The organism is Anaeromassilibacillus sp. An250 (genome assembly GCF_002159845.1).
Taxonomy (GTDB): Bacteria; Bacillota; Clostridia; order Oscillospirales; family Acutalibacteraceae; genus Anaeromassilibacillus; species Anaeromassilibacillus stercoravium.
The window spans coordinates 75,778-100,884 of the sequence record NZ_NFJK01000003.1 but is presented as its reverse complement, the minus strand read 5'-3'; the positions used below and the strand labels follow the sequence as shown (position 1 = coordinate 100,884).

18 protein-coding genes are annotated in these 25,107 nt (G+C 53.9%); 4 read left to right on the top strand and 14 right to left on the bottom strand.

Going from position 1 to position 25,107, the window contains the following annotated elements; genetic code table 11:
• Window positions 1-178 precede the first annotated feature (178 nt).
• The 6 genes from B5F54_RS03600 to B5F54_RS03575 all read right to left on the bottom strand — a co-directional run bounded on the left by B5F54_RS03600 (window position 179) and on the right by B5F54_RS03575 (window position 12,838).
• Entirely contained in the window at window positions 179-6,064 is a 5,886-nt protein-coding gene (locus B5F54_RS03600; RefSeq protein ID WP_087230628.1) for a carbohydrate-binding protein, read from the bottom strand.
• 271 nt (window positions 6,065-6,335) lie between these two features.
• A complete protein-coding gene (locus tag B5F54_RS03595; RefSeq protein ID WP_087230626.1) occupies window positions 6,336-7,382 on the bottom strand; it encodes a sugar ABC transporter substrate-binding protein in 1,047 nt (348 codons plus the stop codon).
• A complete protein-coding gene (locus tag B5F54_RS03590; RefSeq protein WP_087230623.1) occupies window positions 7,382-8,989 on the bottom strand; it encodes a response regulator in 1,608 nt (535 codons plus the stop codon). The genes B5F54_RS03595 and B5F54_RS03590 overlap by 1 nt, the downstream gene beginning before the upstream one ends.
• Before the next feature lie 106 nt (window positions 8,990-9,095).
• Window positions 9,096-10,598 (bottom strand): sensor histidine kinase, encoded by a 1,503-nt coding sequence (locus tag B5F54_RS03585; protein ID WP_087230621.1) that lies wholly within the window; start codon window positions 10,596-10,598, stop codon window positions 9,096-9,098.
• Between the two features lie 15 nt (window positions 10,599-10,613).
• A complete protein-coding gene (locus B5F54_RS03580) occupies window positions 10,614-11,612 on the bottom strand; it encodes a sugar ABC transporter substrate-binding protein (protein ID WP_087230618.1) in 999 nt (332 codons plus the stop codon).
• 440 nt (window positions 11,613-12,052) lie between these two features.
• Window positions 12,053-12,838, bottom strand: coding sequence for a hypothetical protein (locus B5F54_RS03575; RefSeq protein WP_275532222.1), 786 nt, complete (start codon window positions 12,836-12,838; stop codon window positions 12,053-12,055).
• Between the two features lie 130 nt (window positions 12,839-12,968).
• Here B5F54_RS03575 and B5F54_RS03570 point away from each other — a divergent pair, with 130 nt between their 5' ends.
• Window positions 12,969-13,361, top strand: a complete 393-nt coding sequence (locus tag B5F54_RS03570; protein ID WP_087230614.1) for a hypothetical protein — start codon at window positions 12,969-12,971, stop codon at window positions 13,359-13,361.
• A gap of 78 nt (window positions 13,362-13,439) precedes the next feature.
• Here B5F54_RS03570 and B5F54_RS03565 read toward each other — a convergent pair whose 3' ends face one another.
• Entirely contained in the window at window positions 13,440-13,904 is a 465-nt protein-coding gene (locus B5F54_RS03565; protein WP_172749535.1) for a helix-turn-helix domain-containing protein, read from the bottom strand.
• On the bottom strand, window positions 13,892-14,344 hold the full coding sequence (locus B5F54_RS03560; protein WP_087230608.1) for a C-GCAxxG-C-C family protein: 453 nt from the start codon (window positions 14,342-14,344) through the stop codon (window positions 13,892-13,894). The genes B5F54_RS03565 and B5F54_RS03560 overlap by 13 nt, the downstream gene beginning before the upstream one ends.
• A gap of 198 nt (window positions 14,345-14,542) precedes the next feature.
• On the opposite strand from B5F54_RS03560, the gene B5F54_RS03555 reads away from it, so the two are divergent.
• The 3 genes from B5F54_RS03555 (at window position 14,543) to B5F54_RS03545 (ending at window position 18,693) form a co-directional block, all read left to right on the top strand.
• Window positions 14,543-15,862 (top strand): putative DNA modification/repair radical SAM protein, encoded by a 1,320-nt coding sequence (locus B5F54_RS03555; protein ID WP_087230605.1) that lies wholly within the window; start codon window positions 14,543-14,545, stop codon window positions 15,860-15,862.
• Window positions 15,863-15,864: 2 nt separating this feature from the next.
• Window positions 15,865-16,668, top strand: coding sequence for a TIGR03915 family putative DNA repair protein (locus B5F54_RS03550; RefSeq protein ID WP_087230602.1), 804 nt, complete (start codon window positions 15,865-15,867; stop codon window positions 16,666-16,668).
• A gap of 84 nt (window positions 16,669-16,752) precedes the next feature.
• A complete protein-coding gene (locus tag B5F54_RS03545; RefSeq protein ID WP_087230601.1) occupies window positions 16,753-18,693 on the top strand; it encodes a fructose-1,6-bisphosphatase in 1,941 nt (646 codons plus the stop codon).
• Window positions 18,694-19,218: 525 nt separating this feature from the next.
• On the opposite strand, the gene B5F54_RS03540 is transcribed toward B5F54_RS03545, so the two are convergent.
• From B5F54_RS03540 to B5F54_RS03515, 6 genes are all read right to left on the bottom strand, one after another.
• Entirely contained in the window at window positions 19,219-19,890 is a 672-nt protein-coding gene (locus tag B5F54_RS03540; RefSeq protein WP_087230598.1) for a V-type ATP synthase subunit D, read from the bottom strand.
• 36 nt (window positions 19,891-19,926) lie between these two features.
• Window positions 19,927-21,324 (bottom strand): V-type ATP synthase subunit B, encoded by a 1,398-nt coding sequence (locus tag B5F54_RS03535; protein WP_087230596.1) that lies wholly within the window; start codon window positions 21,322-21,324, stop codon window positions 19,927-19,929.
• A complete protein-coding gene (locus tag B5F54_RS03530; RefSeq protein WP_087230592.1) occupies window positions 21,325-23,094 on the bottom strand; it encodes a V-type ATP synthase subunit A in 1,770 nt (589 codons plus the stop codon).
• Window positions 23,095-23,171: 77 nt separating this feature from the next.
• A complete protein-coding gene (locus B5F54_RS03525) occupies window positions 23,172-23,489 on the bottom strand; it encodes a V-type ATP synthase subunit F (protein ID WP_087230589.1) in 318 nt (105 codons plus the stop codon).
• A gap of 11 nt (window positions 23,490-23,500) precedes the next feature.
• Window positions 23,501-24,478, bottom strand: coding sequence for a V0D/AC39 family V-type ATPase subunit (locus B5F54_RS03520; protein WP_442856101.1), 978 nt, complete (start codon window positions 24,476-24,478; stop codon window positions 23,501-23,503).
• On the bottom strand, window positions 24,475-25,077 hold the full coding sequence (locus tag B5F54_RS03515) for a V-type ATP synthase subunit E (protein WP_087230586.1): 603 nt from the start codon (window positions 25,075-25,077) through the stop codon (window positions 24,475-24,477). The genes B5F54_RS03520 and B5F54_RS03515 overlap by 4 nt, the downstream gene beginning before the upstream one ends.
• Window positions 25,078-25,107: the final 30 nt, after the last annotated feature.

The following is a 25,107-nucleotide window of genomic DNA, read 5'->3' as shown; positions in this document are numbered from 1 at the left end:
TCGCGCCTACGGCGTTCCCTACGGAGGCAAGGGAAAAACTTCCTAACAGGAGGCCTTCATTCTGCATCCGATCTGAAAAAGAAAAGCACGGAATATAGAAAAGGGCCCAGCCTCGGGAAAACTCCCGGGCTGGGCCCTCGTTGCTTATAGGGAAGACGCCTTCCCTTTTATTTTTAGATTAGCCAATAGTTACCGTGCAGTGCTTTGTAGCGTTCTGGCCCGGCAGGGTGGTGTAAACGCCCGTGCTCTGGCCCGGCGTGCCGGTGGCATAGACTCTGTAGTAGTAGTCGTTGCCAATCTTCGCCACGAACTGCGTCTTGAGCACTTCGCCGTTGCCGGCGGTAAAGCCCGGCGTCATGGCGTTGCCGTTGACCACGGTCATCTTGAAGCAGTATGCCTGGCCATGCTTCAGCGTGAAGTTGACCGTCGTGTCGGAAACCACATAGGCGTTCGCTGCCACGCTCTGGCTTGCAGATACAACGCCCGCTGTGCCGTATGCGTTGCCGACATTCGCAGACGTGCTGCCGCTGTTCTTCGAGCCCGTGGAGGTGCTCTTCTCGACCAGACCGTTGATGCTGTTCTCCAGCGTCTCGACTGCGTCTGCAACCTCTTCCTCGGTCGCTTCTGCGTCGTTCAGGACTGCCTTCGCGGTGCTCAGGGCGGCCTTCATCGTTGCCACGCTCTTCGCCGTGTACTTATTGGTGTTGATCGCTTCGGCTTCCCCGATCAATGCTTCCAGAGCATCCTTATCCGGGATCATGCGCAGGGCGGAGATCGCCGCTGCCAAATCTTCTGCTGCGGTATCCACCGCATCCTGCGTTGCGTTTTCATTTGCCAGGACGGTTTTTGCCTCTTCCAGAGAGGTCTCAAAGCTCGTCCATGCGTCGTTCTGGATGTACTGATCTGCATTTGCAACAATGCCGTCGCCCTTGGTGACCAGCGCTTCCAGCTCGGTGACGTCTGCGCGGTAGACCAAGCCATAGATGGCGTCATACAGCGCATCGACGGCTGCGGTGATGTCCGCTTCCAGGACTTCTTCATCGTCCAGCAGGTCTTCCGCTGCTGCATACGCTTCGTCCAGCGCATCCAGGCTGTCCGGCGTAAACAGGTCGCGGTTGATGGAATCTGCGATCTCCATCGGGATGTCCAGCTGGCTCTTGTCGCCTGCGACAAAGCTCAGGTAGTGCAGTGCGTCGATCAAGTCGCTCCACGCGGTGTCGATCTCGTCCTGCGTTGCGGTCTTCTTTGCTTCGACGTCCTTCGCCGCCTGCAAGGCCGCTTCGTACTTCTCTTTCACGGACGGAACAGCCGCATCGGCCTCGCCCGCCCGGCCTTCTGCAATCTCAATGGCAGCGCGCAGGTTCTGTTTGTCAACAAGCGTGAAGCCAAGCTCGATCGTGGTGTCCGCGTTCGGCATGGCCGCGCTGTACACATACTCGGCAGCGTCAAAGCTGTCTTCCGCAATGGCTTCGTCGTTCACGGTGACGCCTGCAATTTCTCTGCCGTCCACTCTCGGCGTGAAGGTCAGATTGAGCTCGGTATCCGCCATCACGACGTCTTTATATGCGCCGATCAGGTTAGCAATCGTCTGGCTCTCGCCATCGATGCTCAGTTCAACGGTGTTCGGGAAGGTGACCGTCAGCATGTGCTCAGACGGCTCTTCTTCCAGGTCGCCTACACGATCAAACCGCATGGAGTCCAAATTGAAGTTACCGGAGTTATCCGAACCTTCGGAACGAATCTTAATGGTATGAGCGCCTTCTGTCAATTCCACATCTTCGATCGCATACTCAAACCAATCGCCCCAACTGTCGTGTACTTCCAGTGCGAAGTCTGCTACTTTTACATCATCCACATACAATGCGCCTGTTCTCGGCGAATTGTCATATTGGGCCCCATTCTTTTTACCATTTCCTGCGTGGAGTACCAGGTCGTAAATGCCCGACTCCTGTACGTTTACATCGAATTCGACATAATGCCCAACTGCTTTCCAGCCTGCCGTATAACCGGTACCGGTATAGCCAGCCCATTCGGTATCCACACGCACGCTTCCGCTTCCGTCGCCGTTGGAACTGCTGGTATCGCCGCGTGCGTTTTCAAGCTCAAACACGCTGCCGGATTCCACATTGTTCTCGCCGTCCTGGAGCGTTACAACGACTTCCACATGCTTGCTGGCGGGCATCGTAAAGGTATAAACTTTTCCAGCTTCTACCTCTGTCAGCTCGACAGGATCGCCCTCCGCCGTAGTTGCGGAAATTGAAGCAAATTCCTTACCGACTTCGATGCCCGAGATATTCACGGTTACAAGGTCGCCCTCTTCTACCGGATCGGGAGCATCCACGGTCGCTGTTGCGGAACCGCCTTCCACCTGCGCACTCACCGTCGCTACGTCGCGGATAAAGTGGAACCAGTCCATATCGCAGATCGAATTCGTTGTGGTTGTGTTGACAAACTTGAGATAGACGTCGTGGATACCCTTAATGTCCTTGCAGTCTGCGGAGAACACTTTCAAGGTATTCCAATCGCCCGTACTTTCAATTTCTACTTTGGCTACTCTGGCACCATTCTCAGAGTCGAGACGTACCTCTACAGTACCGCCCTGCAGTCCGGCCGCCACGCGGGTCTCAAACCCAGTAACGCCGCCGTTGCCAAAGTTCATATCTGTAAATTTCACCCAGTCGCCGTTTTCAATGTGATTCAAGAAATTGATCTTTTCGCCATTGACCGTCTTGCTCGACGTATCAATGTTATGGCGCTCGGTTGCCGTCTCTGCCTCGATCTGATCGTAAGCATAGATTGTCTCACGCGTTGTGGTAAACTTGAACCAGTCTACATCACAGTTCATATCCTCCTCACCGACAAAGGAAAGGAAAATATTGCTCGTCACAGCGTCTGTGTCTCTGGATTCAATATCGATCGTGTGCCATTCGCCATCGGACGGAAGTGTAATCGTCGCGAGGATCTTGTCGCCCACGCCGTTCTCATAGACAACAATGCTGCCGCCGGTTGTGCTCTTCACACGGATCGAGATGCCGTCCCTTCCGGAACCGCGCACTTCGTCAAACTGCGCCCAAGCGCCGTTGCCCGTCGCCGACAGGATGGTTCCATCCGAAGCGCTGCTGTCTTCCGCTACAACGATGTCACCTTCCAGATAAGAAGCGCTTTCGGCCTCGATCTGGCTAAAGGCGTTTACAGAGGTGTCCACATAGTTGAAGGTGATGGAATCCAGGTTATAGTTACCCGGGTTGCTGCCTTCCGAGACAATCCGGATGGTGTTCTCGCCCGCCGTTAATTCGACGCGATACGTATAATCCACCCAGACGCCCTGCTTGACGCCGTCAATCGTATTGCCCCAGACATCTGTGATCTCAAAGCTGAGATCCGCTGCCTTATCTCCTTGGATATACAGGCCGCCGGTTCGCGGCGAACTGTCATACTGCGGGTCATTCTTCTTGCCATTGTTGACACGGAGCACTAGGTCGTATGTACCAGCCGTCTCCACGTCCACTTTAAACTCAATGGCGTCGCCCTCTGCCTTGAAGCCCTTTGCAAAGCCGCTGCCAGTGTAGCCCTTCCACTCGTTGTCCGGCTTCACTTCGCCCGTTGCGGTGGGCAGCATCTCAGCCTCTTCCAGCTCATAGACATCGCCGTCGCTGACGCTCGGCGGCGGGAGGCCTTCGTCTTCATCGCCCAGCTCCGGCTCTACGATGCCGTTGGAATCGAGGACTACGTTGATCTCTTCGCCCGTATCCGGCGTGCGCACATAGACGATATTGTTTTCTGCATCCAACCAATAGGCCTGCTCCGCTGCATTGTAAGCTTCCAGGGATTCAGCTGCTTCAATCGAGGTGCCGTTGATGGTCACGCCGTTGATCTCCGCGATATGGTTGAACTTCAAATTGTAGGAACGCTCGTCCGGCGTATAAACGTCGGGGTTGTGATCCTCACGCGCATGGATCTTGAAGGAGATGTCCTTGCCATCCTGTACGCTTTCAAAGGTAGTTGTGCTGTAAGCATCCTCTGTGATGTATCTGCGGCTCTCGCCGTCGTCTTCATACAGAGTAAAGGTCGTCGTCCCCTTCGGATAGATGTCCAAAGTCAACGGATCGAGCGGTTTCTCATCCGCATAGTTCACATCCGGGCCCATCGGGACGATTGCGCCAGCCTTGACAAATACCGGGATTTCATCCAGAGCTGCTGCTACATGGATGGTCTTGCCGATTTCGCCGCCCTCATAGCGCTCGCCGGTGTAGTAGTTGTACCAGGTGGTCTCCGGCGGGAGCCATACGCTCACAACCGTATCCGTCGTTGCGGATGCCGGCGCTACGAGGAACCAATCGCCGTAGTAATACTGCTTGTTGAGATCCCATGCGTCCGGGTTGTATTGGCTGCCGTCCTCCAGGAGCATTGCGCGCATGATCGGCACGCCCTGGCTGTAGCCCTGCCATGCCAGAGAATAGACATAAGGATACAGAGCATAACGGATCTTCAAATTTTGTTTCAATGTTTCCTGGGCCGTCTCGTCATAGGTCCAAGGCTCACGGCCATCGTGTCCATGCGTACGCATGATACCATTCCAAGCGCCAAATTCAGAAACCCAACGGGTATACAGCTCATCGCTCGGCCGGCTCATAAAGCCACCCAGGTCATGAGAAGACGCCCAATAGCCGATCAACCCGGCATCAATGCTGAATCCGATCTGGTTTTCAAGCTCTGCGCTGGTGTTGTTGATGTCGCCCGACCATGCGGTTGCATAATGCTGGCCCGCATAGCTGCCACGGGTGATAAACATCGGGCGGGACTCGACCGTGTATTCCTGCCAAGCCTCATATGCGCCCTTCGAGGAGAAGGTCGGGGCGGTGTTGGAACCCAATACGTCGAACTCATCCGGCCAGAACCAGTCGCCATAGCCGGTTGTGATCACGCTGTCCATATAGGACTTGACCCACTTCTCTTCGTACTCCGGCTTATAGAGCTCTTTGCCACCGGAAGCCTCCGGCGTGCCAGCGTTGTTGTGCAGGCCGACATGGAAGCCCAGCTCGTCCGCCTCTTCGAACATAGCGGCAATGTCCGGGAACTTCGTCGTGTCGTTGCTCCACATCTGCTTGCCCCATTTTTGGCCGGCGCCGTGCTGCGGGATGTTATTGTCTGCTACATCGCCGCGCCAGCCGTAGTCGAACACATAGCAGTCTGCCGGATATCCATCGTCGCGCAGACGGTGGATCCACTCCAGGAATTCTGCCTGCGTCGCGTTGTCATTGCCGTATTTGGAGAGCATGAAGCCATACGCCCACTTGCCATAGAGCTCCATACGGCCGGTGATCTCGGCATACTCATTCAGGATGGTTTTGAAGTCCGGGCCATACATAAAGTAATAATCCAGATAGCCCTGTGTTTCAAAACCGCCGCCCTGCTTAAAGAACGTGGTGTCTTTCTCAATGGTATTGAGGAAGATACCATATCCCACCGTACTCATAAAGAACGGCGCGATGACACGTCCGTGACTCATGGAGAACTCCGTGAAGTCTTGGTCATAGCGGTTGAGGTTGCTCCTGCGTCCATGATCGCCGGAACCGAAGCCGAAGATACCGCCGGCATTCTGGGTTCCTTCCACTTTCTTGACGCCGCGGGTTCCGTCGTCGCTCCAATAGAGGCCCTGATCGTCTGCATCCTTGCTGAGCAAATTGCCCTCCAAGTCATACATACCGATACGAAGCGGGCTCTTCTGTACGCGGATTTCCATTTCGGATGTGCGGATCTTTACCACACCATCCTCTTCGGTCACAGTTTTTTCCACCGGGTCCCACTCATTTTTCTGTACCATATAGTACTGCGGGTCCTCCGGCCGATAACCGTCCGGTCCATCCAGAGAGAGCTGTACACGGACCGTGCGCGGCGTGCAGAGTTCTACGCGAACTTCCTGCCCGCCAACCTGGAAGATCAGAATGTTTCCGTCTTCCGTCTGATCGGTTACGTCACCGATGTCTGTTGTCGTCGCCTGCTGCGCTCCAAGGGCAGAAGTCCCTGGGACGATCATCACGGAGAAAACCATGACAATCGCCAAAACAGGCTAAGCACTTTCTTCTTTCTCATACATGCTCCTTTCTCTTCATCTCCGATTTTTCGGCCTACTTAGATTGTGAAAAGATTGGGTACATCTTCTCACAGCTTCTATGTCTTAATCATAACCTCTTATCCCCAAAAAATCAATAAAAAATCTTGCTATTTTTATTCTCTTTTATGTGAATATTCTATTTTATATCCCTTCTGTAATTTATTGCAACAAAAAAAGACAGACGCTGGGTACAAAAACCCGCGCCTGTCTCTCTCATTTCTTACGTTTCTTGCCGGTAAACATCCTCTTTCAAATGGAACCCATCTTTAATCACTGTATCGTCCATGTTCTCTTTGGTTACGGCAATGACATCAATCATCCAGTAGGGGACCTGATAGGTTCCGTCGTCAATCGTCTTTTCACTTTCGATCTTGTTCCCCTGTGCAAGAATTTTGCATGCTTCGATGGTTTTATCCACCAGATCCGGGATCGGCTTATAAACCGTCATCAACTGTGTCCCGCTGACGATCCGCTGGCAAGCGGCAAGGTCCGCATCATGCCCAACTACTTTCACCTGGTCCATCAGCCGCGCTTCGGAAAGTGCATCGATTGCCGCCCAAGCGAGTGAATCGTTTGCAGCGACCACTGCATCGATCTTGTCCCCTTTTTCCCGAAGTACGTCCGAGGTAAACGAAAAAGCGGTTTCCCGCCGCCAATCCTGCACCCACGTTTCGGCTTCAACCTGGATTTTCCCAGCATCAATGGCAGGCTGGAGCTGATCCATGCACCCCTGATAGTACATCTGGCTGTTGCTGTCGTCCTCCGAACCGTTCAGTAAGATATATCCACCTTCTGGGACTGCTTCCAAAATCGCTTTTCCCTGCAATTCCCCCACTTTATAATTGTCAAAGGAGATATAGACATCCACATTCGCATTTTTGACCAAACGGTCATAGGAAATCACCGGGATTCCCGCGCGCTTCGCCAATGTCACACACCGGGCAGAATTATCGCAGTCATGTGGCGCAATCACCAGGACGTCTACCCCCTGCTCCACCATGTCCACCACCTGCTCATACTGCCGCTCCGCGTCGTTATTGGCATTGGAGATCAACACATTGATCCCCTCCTGTTTTGCCTTAGCAGAGAAAATATCGCGGTCCCGCAACCAACGGTCCTCTTTGAGGGTTGCCATAGAAAAACCCACGAGCAGCCCCTCTTCTTCACTCGATGCAGGAACAGGCGCCTCGTTTTGGCATCCGGCCAACAGCAACGATGTGGCCAATGCCAACACGGCAGCCCTTTGCAAAAATTTCCCTATACGCATCACTGGTTCCTCCTTCCGCGCGATTCTTTATATTCGGTCGCAGTCATATTTGTGACCTTTTTGAATAACTTTGAAAAGTAGTTAGGATCAGCATATCCAACTGCACGCGCCACATCTTTCACCGTATATTCTGTTCGCGTCAAATACTCCTTTGCCTTCTCTACGCGCACCGCAGTCAAGCGATCAATAAAATTAACCCCCGTTTCCTCTTTGTAAAAACGGCTAAAATAGTAGGGGCTCAAATTGACGGCGCGCGCCACATCCTCCAACGCGATCTCCTCATGGAAATGCTCTTGAATATATTGGTTTGCCCGGTCAATAATGGTGCCGATTTTTTTCTGTTTGCCTGAATCAATACGGACAGCTGTATCCCGGATAAACCGGCATTCAATATCATAGAGCGTATCGGCATCTTTTGCATCTAAAAGTTGGGATAATACCGGGCAAGAGTTCCCAATGACATTTCCCCAACGTTTCCCAAAATCCACCACCAAGGCGATGGCGCGATTTTTTACACGATCAAAATCAGGCATTAAACTTTTGCATAAATGTGCATAGAGATGCTCGAATGCAAGGACTGCCCCGGCCGAATCCCCATCCGAGGTCTTTTGGAGGACACTGCGCTCCAACCGCTCGTCCTCATCCGCTGGGAGGTCTTCCATGTCGCGCACCGCGTCGTCAATATGCAAAATGCTCATCTCTTTGGAATGGCCGCTGGCGAGTTCAAGGGCCTGCAGAGCTTCCCGGTAACTCTTTTTCGCCTCTTCCACGCGGCTATAGAACCGGCCGATCCCAATGGATATCTCTGGATATAGGTTCCCAACCCGTTGATAAAGCATGTTTGCGAGTTTTATGGCGGCAACCTTCTGTTCAAACGGCGCATCTGTGGGTTCATCCTCACAGATATAGACTACCACCCGGTTGAGCATAATCGGGCCAACAATGCAGGAACACGTCGCCTTCAGGACCTCTCGATAGCGGCTATAGAGCGCTTGCCCCCGCACGCCTGCCCCTACGCGGTTATTGCCGCCTCCGCTATCCTTATCTTCAAAAGCAATGATCATCACATAGCCGCCCTTGCCTGTGATGCCGAGAAGGTAATGGTAACGCTGTAGTTCCTCTTCGCTATCTTCAAACATACATAGCGCGTTGATAAAACCGGTTTCCATCATGGGGACAATTATTTCAAATTTCTCTTTGATCTCCAACTCTTTACGCAATTGCTCCCGCCGGGCGTCTACCCGGGCGGTAACTTTTTCCATCACCTCTAACAACTTGGCTTCCCGGATCGGTTTTAAAAGGTATTCTGTCGCTTGCAACTCCATAGCTTCCACTGCGTAATCAAAATAATCAAAAGCAGTCGTAATAATGAACTGCGCGGAAGAATTTGTCTCCTTAATCCGCCGGATTGCCTCCAAGCCATTAATCCCTGGCATATTGATGTCCATCAGAACAATATCAGGGCGTGCATTATACGCTTTTTCTACAGCGTCCCGCCCGGAGCGCGCCTTTCCCACTACTTCTATGTCTTTTCGGTTTTTCCGAAGCATGTATTCCAATGAATCGAGTGCGATCGGTTCATCATCTACCAACAATACCCGATACATAGTCGCCACATCCCTTCATCATTCTATTTCCCCACCTATCGCTTTCTTAATCCCTTCCTACTTTCGCTTGGGATTTATACTATAAAAACCGTTCTTCGGAACGGTCCTAGGGCATCACTTGTTTTGGAAGCTTTAGCAGGAAACAGGTTTCCCCCTCTTCACAGGTAATCTCCATGACATCCGTCCTTCCATAGAAAAGGCGCAACCGATGCAACACATTGTCCACGCCGATCCCAGATACATGGCTCTTTCGAATACGCAAAGCTTGTTCCTGTTCTTCAGGGTCCACATGCAGCAACTCCTCTATTTTCTCCGGCGTCATGCCCTTTCCATTATCGCACACCGCTACGCGTATTTCATCGCCCTCCTCCCAGGCTGCCAAGCGTATAACACCGCCGTCCTCCCGCTCGCTGATCCCGTGGATATAGGCATTTTCTACCAGCGGTTGTAGGGTCATGCGTGGTAAGACAAAGTCCAACAGATCCGTTTTTTCCTCAATTTGTTGCCTAAACTGCACGGTATCCCCAAAACGGGTTTGCAGCAGGTTCATATAGGCATTGATATTTTCAAGCTCTTGGCGCAGGGTTGCGTTGGTATCCAGGCCCCGCAGATTATAGCGAAAGATGTCCGCTGCATTCTGAAAATAGGTACAGGTGATATCATCCCCATGTAACATTGCCAATTGCGCGCCGATATTAATCGTATTAAAAATAAAATGCGGATTAACCTGGGACTGAAGGGCCAGCAGTTCGGATTCCCGTAGGGCTGTCTTCATTTTTAAGTTATTGACTTTCTGCTCGCTCAAGGCACTTTCTATCCGCTGCTTTTGCCGGAGCTCTTCCACATGTTCCTTGATGTTGGCTGCCATCAAACGAAAGGTGCGGTACAAAACGCTTACTTCCCGGCTGGTATGGTTTTCTGGGATCTGGACGTCAAAATTCCCCCCAGAAATTTCCTGCGCGTAAGAGGCAAGCTGGGAAAGGGGCCTGGTCATCTCTGCACTGAAGAAACCAATCGCAACGGTCATAAATATGGCGACGGCAGCGATTAGCAAATTGTTAAACATCGTAATTTGTCCGACATTACGGCTGATTTCCGCATAGCGTTCTGCGCTTCCAATCAAGTCGGTACTCATCATTTTTTCCATATATCGTGTGATATACCGGTTTTCCTTTACGGTGTCGGCATACCCTTGCGTATAGTTATCCACCATACGGCCGCGCTTTGCGCGAACAGCGTCGTCCGCGCACTGGAGATAGTGATCCATCATATTGGAGATGTTTTTGACATGGATGCCGCGTTCTGTGTAAGTGACCGTCTTGCGCAGCTCTTCAATGTTGCTTCCCACTGCGGCGGAGTGGTTATAAAAGGCGACTAGGCTATCAGAACTGCTGGTAGAAAAATATGTCTCGAATTCCTTTTGCATCAACTCAACTTCCCGATACGCATTTGCTAGCTGATAATTCTTTTGAAATGTTTCGACACTATCATCCATTAAATTTTGAATCGACAGGTAGGAATATAAACCTGCCAGCATCGTGATGCCAATGGATAGCAGCAGAAATGCGACCAGCTTTGTTTGATAACGAATACTGCTGGGCAGCCTCATCGGTATGCACCTCCTTCAATCCACATTTTGTTGTGCCGTCTGTTCCCGAAATTCTTCCAAATTATCTGCCGTAACCGTGTACATGCTCGTGTTCAGCGAGTTGCTCACAGTTTCCCCATCCAGCATCCGGCAGAGCTGTTTGACTGATTGATAGCCAATCTGATAGGCATCCGGGCACACAGAGCCGTAAATAACCCCGCGTTCAATATAATCGAGTGTTTGCGGCATAGCCCCATATCCAATTACACAGATATCCCCTACCCGGTTCGCATCTACAAGCACCTGGGCCACCCCTGGCGTACTGGTTTCACCAGTACACAAGATCAGGTCCACATCGGGGCGTTCGTCCAAAATTTCGTTGGTCGATTTTTCCACCTCGAAATGTTCAACATTGACAGGATAAACTTGTGCAACCTCAATCCCCGGGGTATCGGAAAGGGCATTCATAATCCCCTGCACTTTTAAATTCCGCGAGGAAGAGGGGGTATCTTCCAAAGCGCTCTCTACCAAAATTACCGCCGTTGCCTTCCCATCGCAGGCTTGCACGGCCATCCTGCCCAAAGAATATCCCGCATCATAGCTATTCGACCCAACAGTCGGGATATCCGTTGTTGGGAAAAGGTCGCTCTCAAACGTTAAAACCGGGATTTGCGCGCGTTCTGCCTGTTGCAGCACCTCCGCTGTGCGTTCTTCATCCGCTGCTTGTAGGGCTAGGCCATCCACCGCCGAATAAACCGCCTGCTCTGCCGCCTCGGCAATCAATCCTGGATCTTTCGCAGACACATCGGCAAATTCTACATAGACATTCTGCTCCACGCCGGCATCCTGGGCCCCTCGCTTGAAGGTAGACCAGAAGTGTTCGTTGGAATTCTGTGTAATCAGCTGGATATGTGCCTTAGGTTCGTCCAAAACTGCAACATTTTCCTCTGGAAGCGCTGCGGATACGTATGTATATCCCACCATCACCAGCAACAAAACAAAGACGGCACTCAAAGTTGCAAAAAAATATTTCATGTTTTTTCTCCAATTTCTAACAATTAAATGTTTCTATGATTCTCAATCAAAGGCATGATTTTTGTTCCTTTTGCTATCTTTGTCTTATTATAGATACTTTTTTTAAGCGAATCAACACAATTTGACAAGAAAAACTGTAAGCTGAAAACTTTTGCTAAAGGAAAAGGGGACTTTCTGGCTGGCATACGCCAATGGCAAAAGCTACATAATCCGCTTATTATACGCTTTGCCTTCCCTATATCGGGGGAGATCCCACAAGTACAGGCGAAAGCCATACAGGGAGAAAAAGCTGCTATCTGGAGATATGCGGCAAAAAACAAGGACCCAGTCCCAGGAAGTTCCTGGGGCTGGGTCCTTAATATTCACAGGGGAGGAAGCTTTTCCCCTGCTTTTGATTCGTCAATCAGACGCATAACGGTCATTCGCGCCTATGGAAGCAATTAGCCGACCGTTACGGTGCAATGCTTCACAGCGTTCTGGCCCGGCAAGGTCGTATAAACGCCCGTGCTCTGGCCCGGCGTACCGGTGGCATACACTCTGTAGTAGTAGTCATTGCCAACCTTCGCCACGAACTGGGTTTTCAGCACATTGCCGTTGCCAACGGTAAAGCTCGGCGTCAGGTTGCTGCCATTGACAACCGTCATCTTGAAGCAGTACGCGCTGCCTCTCTTCATCGTGAAGTTAATGGTAGTATCCGAAACAACAGATGCTGCCTTCGCAACAGCAGAAGCCCCATTCGACACCGCTACAGCTGTGCCTTCTCCGGACGTGCTGGCTGTAGGCCGTCTATTAGAGGTGGAGGAAGAACCGGAGCCGCTGCCCTTGGACACGGTCTTCAGGTTCTCTTCCGCAGTCTCAAGGCCCTCAATCAAAGCTTTTGCTTTTTCTTCCGTGAGGTTCGGATTTGCCAATCCCGCATTTGCTTCCTGCAAAGCGGTTCTAAACGCTGCAGCAGAAGCGGAGGTATACTTGCTCAGATCCTTGTTGCTCATCTCATTCACGAGCTCTGCCAGGGCATCTCTGCTCGGTACGCGGCGCATCACTGCCAAAGCTGCGTTCAGATTCAACGTTGCTTCTGCTACCTCGTCCTGCGTTGCCTCTTCGTTCTCGTAAACAGCAACTGCTGTGTCATACGCATCCTGCAAAGCGTCCTTTTCTTCCTGAACATTGCTGTATTCATCCAGGTTATCCAGGACTTCCTTCGCCTCTGCGATGACCATGCTCAGCTGATCTTTCTCGGAGATGGGCTGCAGGTTTACGATCGCATTATATTGTTTACAAATTCGTATTGAAATCGCCCTGTGAAACGTTTAGACTAATGGATACAGAATTTCCACAAGAGAGAAGGTTCACAATTTGGATTGGTTGAGAAGGTTTATGATAGGGCGGTACGGCCCGGATCAGTTGGGGGTTGCTTTACTGATTGTTTATCTGATTCTCATTTTCTTTGCCCCTCTTACTGGCCTATGGATTTTCCGCCTGCTTGCGCTGGCCGTTTTAATTTTGTGCCTATTCCGCATGCTTTCTCGCAACACAGCAAGACGCTACCAGGAAAACCTCAAATTTTTAGCGTTCTGGAATCCCATTAAAAGCTGGTTTCAGAAGAAAAAGGCCCGGTTCAAGGATTCCAAGACCCATCGGTATTACAAATGCCCCAATTGCAAAAGTACACTGCGCGTTCCGCGTGGAAAAGGGAAAATTCAGATTACCTGCCCGGTTTGCCATACAGAATTTATTAAAAAAACATAAAAGGAAGCTGCGAAGGAACATCCTCCGCAGCTTCCTTTTATGTTTCGTTGTCGTTATGAATTTCCACGTAGCCTCGGTTTAGATCAATTCCAAGATCTCGCATTGCAAAATATCCGCGATGCGCTTCAGCGTGCGGACATCCGGCTCCACTTCACAGTGCTCCCATTGATACAGCAACGCTTGTGAAACCTCTAACCGCTCCGCCAGCTGTGCGCGGGTCAGATGGGCAAGTTCCCTCTGGCGCAGGATCTTCTTATCGCGCTCCACCAGGATCGCAAGCTTTTTGGCCTCGTCGATCAGCAGCGGGCACCCGTTATGCCCCTGCAAACTACAGGGCCGCCCATCCGGATTCAAGATCACCGGCACGCCGTCCTCTGCACTCAATTCATAGCCCTTTGGCAATTCATAATCTTTTCCCCCGTCGTCCTCGCCCTTCATGGTGGCGTCGTCTTCATCCCAGGGCACCAGAGAAAAACTCTCTCCGATCAACTCCTCGCGCGGGGCATGGTAACAATTGATCCGATAGAGCGTCACCGTATCCATTCGCAGTCCTCCAAAATCCGCGCCGCACATGCTGCCAACTCCGGGCATGGGCGCTTTTTATAGTATTCCGCTGTCCGTTCGCTTGGAACCGGGGAATTGTCTGCGTCCTTGACCCCTGCCAATAATTCCGCACACACAATCGAGCCGTTTTCCTTGCGGAAGCACTCCGCCAGCCGTTGAATCTCCTGATAGAGCTCTTTCTTTTCCACTTTGGCCTTTGGGTCCGTGTAGCCAAGTTTCGCACTTGCGACAAACACCATGCCCGAGACTGTGCCGCATACCTGCCGCAAGCGTCCCATACCCCCGCCAAAGCCGGAGGCCAAGCGGACGGCGGTGTCAAAATCCATGCCGATCTCTTCCGCAAAAGCGCCGACCACCGCCTGTGTGCAATTGTATCCTTCCAGAAAGAGGGCCTTTGCCCTCTCTGCCTTATCGCCCATCTTGATTTCTCCTTCCGAATGTTTGGACAGGAATCCGATCAAAACCATCCATGGAGTTTTGCAAAACAGAACCTGTCCAATCGGTTTGTTTCTAAAATTATAACGCAAATCGGCAATGGTTGCAATTTCCGCTTGACTTTGGCAGAAAAGTTCCTTATACTGTTTGTATCGAACATATGTTTATAAGAAGGGTTTTCTATGACAACCATTGAAAAACTGACCATCCTGACCGACGCCGCCAAATACGACGTGGCCTGCACCTCCAGCGGAATCGACCGCGGCGGGAAGTCCGGGAAACTGGGCAGCGCTGTGAAAATGGGTATCTGCCACAGCTTCGCATCCGACGGACGGTGTATCTCCCTATTAAAGGTTCTGATGACCAATGCCTGCATATACGACTGCCAATACTGTGTAAACCGCCGGTCCAATGACACGCCGCGGGCCACATTTACCCCGCGCGAACTGGCCGACCTGACTATTGGGTTTTACCGGCGCAATTATATTGAAGGGCTATTTTTAAGCTCTGCCGTCATCAAAAACCCCGACTATACCTGCGAGCTGTTGATTCAAACCCTGCGCCTTCTGCGGGAGGAATATGGGTTCCGGGGGTATATCCACGTCAAGGCCATCCCCGGCGCGGACGACCGGCTCCTGACGCTTCTCGGAATGCTCGCGGACCGCATGAGCGTGAACATTGAACTGCCCTCCGAGCGAAGCCTCAAGCTGCTTGCGCCGGACAAATCGAAGCGTTCTATCTTACAGCCGATGGGCTTGATCGCAGGCAAAATCCAGGAGACACGCTACGACTTGATACGGTACCGCAGTACGCCGAAATTCGCCCCTGCCGGCCAGAGCACACAGATGATTATCGGCGCCACCCCGGACACAGACTGGAATATCCTCCGCCTGACCGAGGGGCTTTATAGGAAGTATGGCCTGCGGCGTGTTTTTTACTCCGCTTATATGCCGGTCTCGGAAAATGCCCTACTGCCCCCCAAGGGGACAAAACCGCCGCTCCTGCGGGAACACCGGCTCTACCAGGCGGATTGGCTGCTCCGCTTCTACGGTTTCACCGCCGGCGAGCTTTTGGACGGCCAGCATCCAAACTTCCACCCCCTGGTGGACCCCAAATGCGGTTGGGCGGTCAACCATATGGAACAGTTCCCGGTGGAAATCAATACCGCCCCGTATGAGATGCTATTGCGCGTTCCAGGGATCGGCGTGCGCAGCGCCCAGCGTATCCGGGCAGCGCGCCGCTGCCGTTCCCTCGACTTCGACGGCCTGAAGAAGATCGGCGTGGTCTTAAAGCGCGCGCAGTATTTCATCACCTGTTCCGGAAAGATGCGGGAGGGATTGCGCTTTACCCCAGAGAGCGTCCTGCGCGCCCTGATCTCCGAGGAAAAACAGAAACTTGCGGCACAGGATGTCCCGGAACAGCTCTCCTTTTTCACCCCATCCCCCACGACAGAACCACAAGCGCCGGTTGCCTTTCCGGAACTTGCCCAAAAGGAGGCCTGACCATGGTTGCCTATCGCTACGACGGAAGCTTCGACGGCTTTCTTTGCTGTGTTTTTGAAAGCTATGTCCGGCGGGAGGTCCCTGTGCAAATTCTGTCCGAGGAAGAAGCACAGGTGTCCTTATACCCGGAAAAATGGATTGGAACCGATCCTGACCGTGCGGAGCGCGTCTACACATCCCTCTCCCGCAAAATCTCCCCGGAAGCCCGCGAGTTGGTGGAAACCGGTTTCCTCACCTGCCTTCCGGAACGGGAACGCCTGCTCTACCGCTTTATCCGCATGGGGTACCGGCATGGCGCGCAGGTCACGAGCTGGCTTGCCGACGATACGGTCAGCACACTGCGCAAAGCGGCCTTTTCCGCTGGCCATGAAGCCCATCTATTAACCGGGTTTCTCCGCTTTTCCGAACAAAACGGCACGCTGGCCGCCATCATCACCCCGAAAAACCGCGTGCTTCCTTTAATCCTGGAGCATTTCAGCAGCCGTTTCAACGCGGAAACCTTCTTGATCTATGACAAGACCCATCACATGGCGCTGGTCCACCGCCCGGGCCAGGATGCGATCATCCCCATGGAACATTTTTCGTTGGAAGAGCCGGATGAAACGGAACGGCAATTCCGCGCCCTTTGGAAACAGTTTTACCATACCATTGGGATTGAAGGGCGGTACAACCCCAAATGCCGCATGACCCATATGCCCAAACGCTATTGGGAAAATATGACCGAATTCCTGGAGCCCGCCCTTCCCAACGGCAAACCGCGGGCGGATGCCCTCTTCTCCTCCACGAACAGGGAGCGCCTCTGTTAATTTTTCCCAATCTATCGGGAAAGGGCTTGCACCGGCTTCCAGCCTGTGGTAGCATGAGAAAAAAGACCGGAAAGGTGGATGTTTATGACCGATCCGCATTATCTGCGCCTGTTGGCACGGGAATACCCCAATGCCGACGCTGCTGCTTCTGAAATCATCAATTTGAATGCAATCCTCTGCCTGCCCAAGGGGACAGAGTATTTTTTCAGCGACCTGCATGGCGAATCCGAAGCGTTTGGCTATCTGTTAAACAGCGCCTCCGGCATCACCCGGGATAAAATCGAATGGCTGTTCCAAAAATCGGTGAGCCTGCGCGAGCGGGAAGAGCTCGCCAATCTGGTATACGCCCCGGAGCAGGTGCTCTCCCAAAAGGATACAGGGGACGATTCCTACTGCGAATGGTGTGAAATCACCATTTACCGCCTGGTACAGGTATGCAAAACGGTTGCCTCCAAATACACCCGCTCCAAGGTCCGCAAAAAGATGCCGGAAACCTTCGCCTATGTCATCGACGAATTGCTCCATGCGGACACGGAGGACACCAAAGAGCAATATTACGGTGAAATCATCCATTCCATCACCCGCACGGGCATGGCGGAAAAATTCATCATCACCATCAGCCGCCTGATCCGCCAATGCAGCATCGACATGCTCCATATCATCGGCGATATCTTCGACCGCGGACCGCATGCCGATCTGGTGATGGACGAACTGATGGGCTTTCACGATGTGGACATCGAATGGGGCAACCACGACGTTTCCTGGATGGGCGCGGCCACAGGCAATCTGGCGCTGGTTGCGAATGTGGTCCGGCTCGGCATCAGCTACAACAATTTCGACCTATTGGAGGACGGCTATGGCATCAACCTGCGCGCGCTGTCCATGTTTGCAGCGGAAGTCTATCAGGACGACCCATGCACCATCTTCACCCCGCACATTCTGGACGAAAACACCTACGACCCGGTGGATATCCCGCTGGCGGCAAAGATGCACAAGGCCATTGCCATCATCCAATTCAAGCTGGAGGGACAATTGATCGCCCGGCATCCGGAGTACCAGATGGAAGACCGGGTTTTGCTGGATAAAATTGATTTCCAGAACGGCACCATCACCATTGGGGAAACCACCTATCCGCTGACCGACCGCCTCTTCCCCACGGTTTCGCCAGAGCATCCTTTAGAGCTTACGCCCGCAGAGGAAGAACTGATCCACACCCTGGCCCTCTCGTTCTCACACAGCGAGAAATTGCGCAAGCATATCCGGTTCCTCTATTCGCATGGCAGCATGTACAAATGTGTGAACTCCAATCTGCTGTATCACGGCTGCATTTTGATGACGGAAGATGGGGAATTTGATACGGTATCCATCGGGGATAAAACCCTTTCCGGCAAGGAGTACTTGGACTATATCGACACGCAGGTGCGCCGCGCATATTTCGCAGCGCCCGGGTCGGAAGAGCAGCGCAATGCGAGCGACTTCCTCTGGTATCTTTGGTGCGGGCCCAAATCCCCGCTGTTTGGCAAAAGCAAAATGGCCGCATTTGAACGGTATTTTATTTTGGAGCCGGAGACGCACACCGAGGCGCGCAACCCCTATTACAATCTGATCGAACAGCGCGAAACGTGCGAGAAAATCCTGCGGGAATTTGGCCTGGACCCGGCGCATTCCCATATTGTGAACGGCCATGTGCCGGTGAAGATCCGGCAGGGGGAAAGCCCCATCAAAGCCGGCGGCCTGCTGTTTATCATCGACGGCGGCATTTCCAAAGCCTATCAGAAGCAGACTGGCATAGGCGGCTATACGTTGATCTACAATTCCCACCATCTGGCGCTGGCGCAGCACAAGCCGTATGAGCTTGCCAAACAGGATTTTTCCAAAAACGCCCCCACGATGCAGATTGTGGAGATTATGCCCCGCCGCCTAACCGTTGGCGATACGGACAACGGCAAGCAGGTCGCCCAACAGATCGAAGAGCTCACCGAACTGCTGAAAGCGTACCGGAACGGCGAGATCAAGGAGAAATAAGGCGGTTCTTTGTGAGGGCCTTTGATTGCATGCACAGGTGAATAAAGAGGACGCCCGGGCTTTTGCGCATTGGGCGTCCTCTTTTGGTCATGAGAAAACCGCGCCCCAATGGGGTGCGGTTTTTGTTGCATTTTGTGAAGGATTTTGCTATTCTTCTTTTTGTAAGGTGTTACCAAGACGCTGGGCGGTTGCCCCTCCATTCCCGGAGGGGGAATTTGTTTCTTTTCCCCTCCAAACGCGAGGGGGTGAGGCCATGATTACATATTCAGAGCTCTTTCAGTTCTGTATGGTGCTTCTTGGCGTTGCGACGTTTGTTTGGACTGTCGCTTCTCACAGCAAAAAGAAATAGCCGCCCAACCCTAGCAAAGTTAGCGGCTAATTCTTAGTCCAACTTAGGGGCAACCGTCTTGCGGTAGCACCTTACATTTGTATTATAGCCCTTTTTCCAGCCTATGTCAATTCCACAAAAGCGGATGCAATACGGGTTCGTATTGCATCCGCTTTTTCCTTATTATCGCAGTTCCATCAAGCTGGTTCGGGCACATGCTCGCTGTAATGATGCGCCTGTTCCAACATCATATCCTTGACCTTCATCAGGCGAATCTGTGTGCTGCGCTCGTTTTCATCGAGCTTCATAGTGATATACTTGATATTCGCCTGCATCTGCGGGATCATCACATGCTCCAGCGCATTGACACGCCGGCGGGTTTTTTCAATTTCCGCCGCCATCAACTGGCACGATTTCTCAACCTCCGCCAAGCGCAGCATGTCGGGCAAAATGTCCGCCAAGGACTTCACCGCTGCATCCAAGTCGCTGGACGTAAAGGCAAAGCCATAGGAATAGATGTCGTTTGCGTCGGAAGTCCGGGTCTGATAGGTAAACACCGGGACTTCCACGCTCATCACATTGCGGGCATTGCACTCCAAAAAGACCTCCTGCTTCGGCGTCATCAGCGCCACATCGAGCACCGGGGCCTGCATCCCCGCCCGCGCCAACACAAAATTCTGGTTGGCGGCGGCGATGCCCGCCTCCACCTTCTCGCGCAGGGCCTTGTTCTCCCGCACCAGATCCAGGAACTGGCGCATCAACTCGTCGCGCTTATCCTTTAGGAGCTTGTGGCCCCGCGTGGCTGTGACCAGCTTCTTTTTCAGGCGCGTCAGCTCCATCCGCGTCGGGTTTACATGGGTTGCCGCCAAAGATGTCTCCCCCTTTCTGTCCGGCTGCGCGGCGGATTATGCCTCCCGCTCACGCTGCTCCTTTGCTTTGTCGTAATATTCATCGAGGAAGGCGTCTTTGATACGCTTCAATTCGCTGCGCGGCAAAATGGAGAGCAATTTCCAGCCGATCTCCAGGGTTTCCTCAATGTCGCGGTTTGTATTGTACCCCTGGGAGACGTACTTCCGCTCGAATTCCTCTGCAAATTGCGCATACAGCTTATCCATATCTGTCAAGGCTGCTTCGCCCAAAACGGTCATCAGCTCCTTGGCCTCCTTGCCGCGCGCATAGGCGGCGAAGAGCTGGTTCATCGTGTTGGCGTGGTCGGCGCGGGTTTTGCCCTCGCCGATGCCCTTGTCCTTCAGACGGGACAGGGAGGGCAGCACGTCGATCGGCGGCGTCACGCCCTTGCGGTACAGCTCACGGCTCAGGATGATCTGCCCCTCTGTGATATAGCCCGTCAGGTCGGGGATCGGGTGGGTTTTGTCGTCCTCGGGCATGGTCAAAATGGGGATCATGGTGATGCTGCCGCTCTTGCCCTTTTGCCGTCCGGCGCGCTCGTACAGGGACGCGAGATCCGTATACATATAGCCCGGATATCCACGGCGGCCGGGCACCTCTTTGCGCGCAGCGGAAACCTCGCGCAAAGCGTCGGCATAGTTCGTAATATCGGTCAGGATGACCAGCACGTGCATATTTTTTTCGAACGCAAGATACTCCGCAGCCGTCAGCGCCATGCGGGGGGTGGCGATGCGTTCGACTGCCGGATCGTTCGCCAAGTTGACAAACATCACAGTGCGGTCGATGGCGCCGGTCTCCTGGAAGCTCTGGATAAAGAAATTGGATTCCTCAAATGTGATGCCCATAGCGGCAAACACGACCGCAAACGGCTCGTCGGTGCCGCGCACCTTGGCCTGGCGCGCAATCTGCGCTGCCAAATTCGCGTGCGGCAGGCCGCTGGCGGAAAAAATCGGGAGCTTTTGACCGCGCACCAGCGTATTCAAACCGTCGATGGCGGAAATTCCCGTCTGGATAAACTCCTGGGGATAGTTGCGCGCCGCGGGGTTCATGGGCAGGCCGTTGATATCCAGGCGCTTTTCCGGAAGGATCTCCGGCCCTCCGTCGATCGGGCGGCCCAGGCCGTCAAAGACACGGCTGAGCATGTCCTCGGAGACGCCCAGTTCCATGCTGCGCCCCAAAAAGCGCACCTTGCTGTTGCTCAGGTTGATGCCGGTGGAGCTCTCAAACAGCTGAACCAGCGCGTTTCCCCCGTCGATCTCCAGCACTTTGCAGCGGCGCTTTTCCCCGCTGAACAGCTCGATCTCCCCCAGCTCGTTATAGGTCACGCCTTCCACGCCGCGCACCAGCATCAGAGGACCCGCAACTTCCTGTATGGTCCGGTATTCCTTTGGCATTTAGAAGTCCTCCTTTTGCAAAAGCTCGTCGATCTGTTTGGAGAGCGCTTTCAAAACGGCCTCATATTCGGCCTGTATATTCTTCTCCTGCACATACTTGAAGCGGCCGATCTGCTCGCGCACAGGCAGCTTTACCAAATCCTCGATGGACGCGCCCTGATCCAGGGCCTCCACCGCTTTGTCATAATAGTCCAACACCAACTGCATCATGGTAAACTGCTTTTGCAGCGGCGTGTACGTGTCCACCTCGTGGAAGGCGTCCTGATGCAGGAAGTCCTCACGGATGGAGCGGGAAGCCTCCAGCTTCAGGCGGTCCGGCGCGGACAGGGCGTCCATGCCGACCAGCTGGACGATCTCGTTCAACTCGGCTTCCTCCTGCAGAAGGCGCATCAACCGCGCGCGCAGGTCCATCCAATGGGCGTCCACATGCTCGTTAAACCATTTCTCCATCGTATCCACATAGAGCGAATAACTGGTCAGCCAGTTGACCGCCGGGAAATGGCGCTTATAGGCGAGGTCGGAGTCCAGGCTCCAGAACACCTTGACAATGCGCAGCGTCGCCTGGGAAACCGGCTCGGAAATATCGCCGCCCGGTGGGGAAACCGCCCCGATAACGGAGAGCGCGCCCTCGCGCCCCTCGCTGCCGATGGTCACCACGCGGCCCGCGCGCTCATAAAACTGCGCCAAGCGGCTGCCCAAATAAGCCGGGTAACCCTCTTCGCCGGGCATCTCCTCGAGGCGGCCGGACATCTCACGCAATGCCTCCGCCCAACGTGAGGTGGAATCCGCCATCAGCGCGACGGAATAGCCCATATCGCGGAAATACTCTGCGATCGTAATGCCGGTGTAGATGGACGCTTCACGCGCCGCAACCGGCATATCAGAGGTGTTGGCGATCAGGACGGTGCGTTCCATCAGGGAGAACCCTGTCTTCGGGTCCTTCAACTCCGGGAACTCGTTCAAAACATCCGTCATCTCGTTGCCGCGTTCGCCGCAGCCGATATAGACCACGATGTCCGCCTCCGCCCACTTCGCCAGCTGATGCTGCACGACGGTCTTGCCGCTGCCGAACGGGCCGGGAACCGCCGCCACGCCGCCCTTTGCAATCGGGAACAGCGTATCGATGACGCGCTGGCCCGTGACAAGCGGCATATCCGGGGACAATTTCTGTTTATATGGCCTTCCGACGCGCACCGGCCATCTTTGCAGCAGGGTCAGGTCCTGGCTGGACCCGTTCGGCGTATCCACCACTGCAACGGTTTCGTCAATGTTGTAATCGCCCTCTTTGATCGAGCGAATGGTGCCCATCAATCCATGCGGCACCAAAATCTTATGGACGACAATCGGCGTCTCCTGCACCGTGCCGATGATGTCGCCGCCTGTGACGGAATCCCCCGCCTTTTTGAGCGGCGTAAAATGCCATTTCTTTTTGTGATCCAGCGCGGGAATCTCCACGCCGCGTTGAAGGTTGTTGCCGGACACCTTCATGATCTCCTCCAGCGGACGCTGAATCCCGTCGAAGATGCTCCCGATCAGGCCGGGGCCCAACTCCACGGAGAGCGGCGCCCCAGTGGATTCCACCGGTTCGCCCGGGCCAAGCCCGGAGGTCTCCTCGTAGACCTGGACAGAAGCCTGGTCGCCGTGCATCTCGATGATTTCCCCGATGAGACGTTGGCTACTGACGCGCACCACGTCAAACATATTTGCGTCGCGCATCCCCTCGGCGATGACCAGCGGGCCGGCAACCTTTTTTATGGTTCCTTTGCTCATGATTCTGACCGTTCCTTTCTGCGGAAAAGCGCCGCAGCGCTTTCCCAGAATGCCGGAAACCTATCCGATTCCAAAAATTAGTTATTGAAGATAATGTCGGAGCCGACCGCTTGTTCTACGCTCTTCTTGACCGCGGCGACGCCCTTTCCGGTGTTGCCGGACGCGCCTGGGATTAAAATCACCGCCGGCAGCATCTGCTCACGGTAACGGTCGATCTCCGCTTCCAGGGTATCCGCCAACGCCTCGGTGATATAGATGACGGCATATTCCTGCTCCGCAAGGCTGCGCAGCCGCCGGGCGGCCTCAACCGGGTCGGTTACAGGATATGTGTCCAACCCCAGGGCGGCAAAGCCATAGATGCTGTCGCGGTCCCCCATCACTGCAATCTTATACATGGCGTCCCTCCCTAAACATTGCGGTACATTTCCCGCATCCGCTCGCGGACCGCTTCTTCCCGCAGATGGTTCCATTTGCCGGAGAGGATGATCCGAACCGTCTTCACCTCGTTCTCCCTCGCCAGGAGAAACGCAGCCAACGGGCCGACCGTGAACGGGTTGTACTGCTGCGGACGGATCTCGCGGATGATGCGGTTGTCGCACCAACGCTCAAACGCAGAGGGCGATTCCTGCAATACGGGCACTGCGTCCGCATAAGCGGTCTTTTGCAGATAGCTGTAGATGGCGTCCTGGCCCTCAACAGCCGCTTTCGCTAGCTGCTCCACATCGAGCGAATCGCATGGAGCCAATGCACGCTGTAGGAAGTCCAGGGGCTTCCCCGTCTTCTGCGCGCGGACCGCAATCTTGATATCCGCCGCTGCCACGGTCATTTCGGCATAGTCCCGGATCACCGGGTGGTCCGCCGCTTTTCCCGCCGCATAGATCGCATCCAGCGCCGCGCGGTCGATCACAACATCGCAGAGCTGGCCGTCCCGCGTGTGTAGGAGCAGGTCAAACGCCTCCTTCGCCGGGGCGCGCATCGCCTCGGGAAGCAAGGAAACATCCTGTTCCCGGATGGCTTGCAGCATCGTCTCCGGTTCCACGGTCCCGTGGGAGAAAAATGCTTCGGGCCGCTCTATATCCAGATATACCAGTTTAATGGCGGCCTTCAAATTGTGATAATCGTTTGCATAGAGAAAGACGTCAAAGGCCGAAAGGTCGTCCACCAGATCCTCCAGCAGCGCCCAGGTCTTTTCCTCCTCGCCCCTGAGAATCTGCTCAGCGTCCATAGTGGTCCCGTCTCCCCAGCCCTTTTCGGACAAAAGCTGGATGCATTCTTCATAGCTTTTGGCCGCCAGCAACTGCTCCAGGAACGCGCCCTTCAACAGGCCGAGCTCCTTTGTGCGGATACGGGCTACCGCATATGCGTAATACTTTTCCGCCATCATGCCTGCCCTCCTGCAAAGAGCAGCGCGTGCAGTTTGTCCTGCAAGCGGTCCTTTGCCGCGTCAAACAGCGCGGCAAAGGAACAATTCTGCTCCACGCCGCCGTAGACCAACACGAAGCCCCCGTCGATCTTCCTCGGTTCACGGGAAACCTTCAGGCTCCCGCCGGCCGGCAGGGCCTGCGCCAGTTCCTGTTCAAACCCGCTGGGCAGGCGGTCCAGATCCCTCTGGGAAAAGAGGATCTCCCCCTCCTGTGGCAACGCGTACCGGCGGACCAATTTTAGAAGGTTTGTGAAATACTCCGCCTCTGGAAGGGTTTCCATGTCCTGGCGGCTCTTTTCCAGCAGCTCGCGGATGATCGCCTGTTTCGCAGCGAGAACGCTCTGCCGCTTCTGTAGGGCCGCGGCCGATTCCGCACGGCTTTGGATACTTTTTGCTTGTTCTTTCGCCTGATTGGCAATCTCCTGCGCGCGCGCTTCCCCGCGCGAGCGGGCCTCCTGTGCGATTTGCGCCGCTTCCTCCTCCGCCTTTTGGCGAATGGAGACCACAGAGGCCGCCGCATCGTCTTCAATCTGTCTGATGATTTGTTCCAATCCAGTCATGCGCAGCGCTCCTTTTCCGTATCAATGTGG

Coding starts and splice junctions, on each gene's coding strand:
- B5F54_RS03595 (WP_087230626.1), bottom strand. CDS start 7,382: ATGCGTATAGGGAAATTTTTGCAAAGGGCTGCCGTGTTGGCATTGGCC.
- B5F54_RS03590 (WP_087230623.1), bottom strand. CDS start 8,989: ATGTATCGGGTATTGTTGGTAGATGATGAACCGATCGCACTCGATTCA.
- B5F54_RS03585 (WP_087230621.1), bottom strand. CDS start 10,598: ATGAGGCTGCCCAGCAGTATTCGTTATCAAACAAAGCTGGTCGCATTT.
- B5F54_RS03580 (WP_087230618.1), bottom strand. CDS start 11,612: ATGAAATATTTTTTTGCAACTTTGAGTGCCGTCTTTGTTTTGTTGCTG.
- B5F54_RS03565 (WP_172749535.1), bottom strand. CDS start 13,904: ATGGATACGGTGACGCTCTATCGGATCAATTGTTACCATGCCCCGCGC.
- B5F54_RS03560 (WP_087230608.1), bottom strand. CDS start 14,344: ATGGGCGATAAGGCAGAGAGGGCAAAGGCCCTCTTTCTGGAAGGATAC.
- B5F54_RS03555 (WP_087230605.1), top strand. CDS start 14,543: ATGACAACCATTGAAAAACTGACCATCCTGACCGACGCCGCCAAATAC.
- B5F54_RS03550 (WP_087230602.1), top strand. CDS start 15,865: ATGGTTGCCTATCGCTACGACGGAAGCTTCGACGGCTTTCTTTGCTGT.
- B5F54_RS03545 (WP_087230601.1), top strand. CDS start 16,753: ATGACCGATCCGCATTATCTGCGCCTGTTGGCACGGGAATACCCCAAT.
- B5F54_RS03535 (WP_087230596.1), bottom strand. CDS start 21,324: ATGCCAAAGGAATACCGGACCATACAGGAAGTTGCGGGTCCTCTGATG.
- B5F54_RS03530 (WP_087230592.1), bottom strand. CDS start 23,094: ATGAGCAAAGGAACCATAAAAAAGGTTGCCGGCCCGCTGGTCATCGCC.
- B5F54_RS03525 (WP_087230589.1), bottom strand. CDS start 23,489: ATGTATAAGATTGCAGTGATGGGGGACCGCGACAGCATCTATGGCTTT.
- B5F54_RS03520 (WP_442856101.1), bottom strand. CDS start 24,478: ATGATGGCGGAAAAGTATTACGCATATGCGGTAGCCCGTATCCGCACA.
- B5F54_RS03515 (WP_087230586.1), bottom strand. CDS start 25,077: ATGACTGGATTGGAACAAATCATCAGACAGATTGAAGACGATGCGGCG.